The sequence below is a fragment of the Aquabacter spiritensis genome (genome assembly GCF_004346185.1).
In the GTDB taxonomy this organism is placed as follows: domain Bacteria; phylum Pseudomonadota; class Alphaproteobacteria; order Rhizobiales; family Xanthobacteraceae; genus Aquabacter; species Aquabacter spiritensis.
The window spans coordinates 1-1,018 of sequence record NZ_SMAI01000052.1 but is presented as its reverse complement, the minus strand read 5'-3'; the positions used below and the strand labels follow the sequence as shown (position 1 = coordinate 1,018).

Annotated in this window: 1 protein-coding gene; it reads right to left on the bottom strand. The window is 64.7% G+C overall.

The window, feature by feature from the left end:
* Positions 1-996 (bottom strand): IS4 family transposase (locus tag EDC64_RS23395; RefSeq protein WP_132036267.1); only part of this gene is annotated, 996 nt, incomplete at its 3' end.
* Between the last annotated feature and the right edge of the window lie 22 nt (positions 997-1,018).

The window sequence follows — 1,018 nt, the reverse complement described above, 5'->3', positions numbered from 1 at the left end:
GGTGCTGGTTCGCAGTTGACGATCCATGCCGAGGCTTTCGCCGGCGGCGCCCAGGATCGTCAGCAGCAGGATGGCGAAGGCATTGAGGAGCAGGAGGCGGTCGCGGCGCCTTGGATCGTCGATCCTGAGCGCGCCCAGCCCCATGCCGAAGCGCATGTCCTTGCTGTCGCGGAAGCTGGGTTCGATGGTCCACCTCTTGGAATAGAGCTTGATGATCTGCGGCGCGGACAGCGAGGCGTCACTGGCGGCCAGATGCCAAGCCTCCTTCATGCCCACAGCCTTCACGCATACGACCGCGCCGACCTTCTGGCGGGCGGCCGAAACTTCAGCGTCGCGCAATTTCCGCGCCCGCCCGTGCTTGCCGGCCCAATCGGCGGCCAGCCGCGTTTCGCCGTCGGCCGCGCTGACGTGAATGTTGCCTCGGAAACGGATGACGTATTGGAAGCCGAGGCTTTCCAGGAACTCGAACAGTTTGACGTCGCCGAAACCGCGGTCGGCCAGGATCGTCGTCGCCACGCCTTCGGGCAGCAGCGCCTTCAGCCGCGACAGGCACAGGTCCTCGAAATCGTTGCGCTGGTCCTTCAATTCGTCCTTGTCGACGGTCAGCCAGAGGAGCGGCGTCGCTCGGCCGTGACGGGTGACGAGATGCAGGGCGAGCGTGGACTGATTGTCGGCGTCGAAGTCGGTCCAGTCCATCGCCACGACGATCTCGCGCCGGGCGCCCACCACCTCGCCGACCCACGAGCCGAACAAGTCCCACGGGACCACGCCCGGGTTGCTCAGGAGCCGGTCGACCTGCTTGATCGCCGACTTCGACACCAATCCACGAGCGTGGGCGAGCGCATGGCCGATCCACGAAACCGCCAGAGCCGCTCCCGTCATCACCCCAAGCGTTCCGTTGGCCAACGACAGGATGCGCTTGGCGTGCAAGTCGTCGGCAAACACCCGGATAACGAATTCATGAACAAAATCAAATCGTCTCTTCGCCCCGCGCATCGTTCCCCTCAAGCCGGCTGAT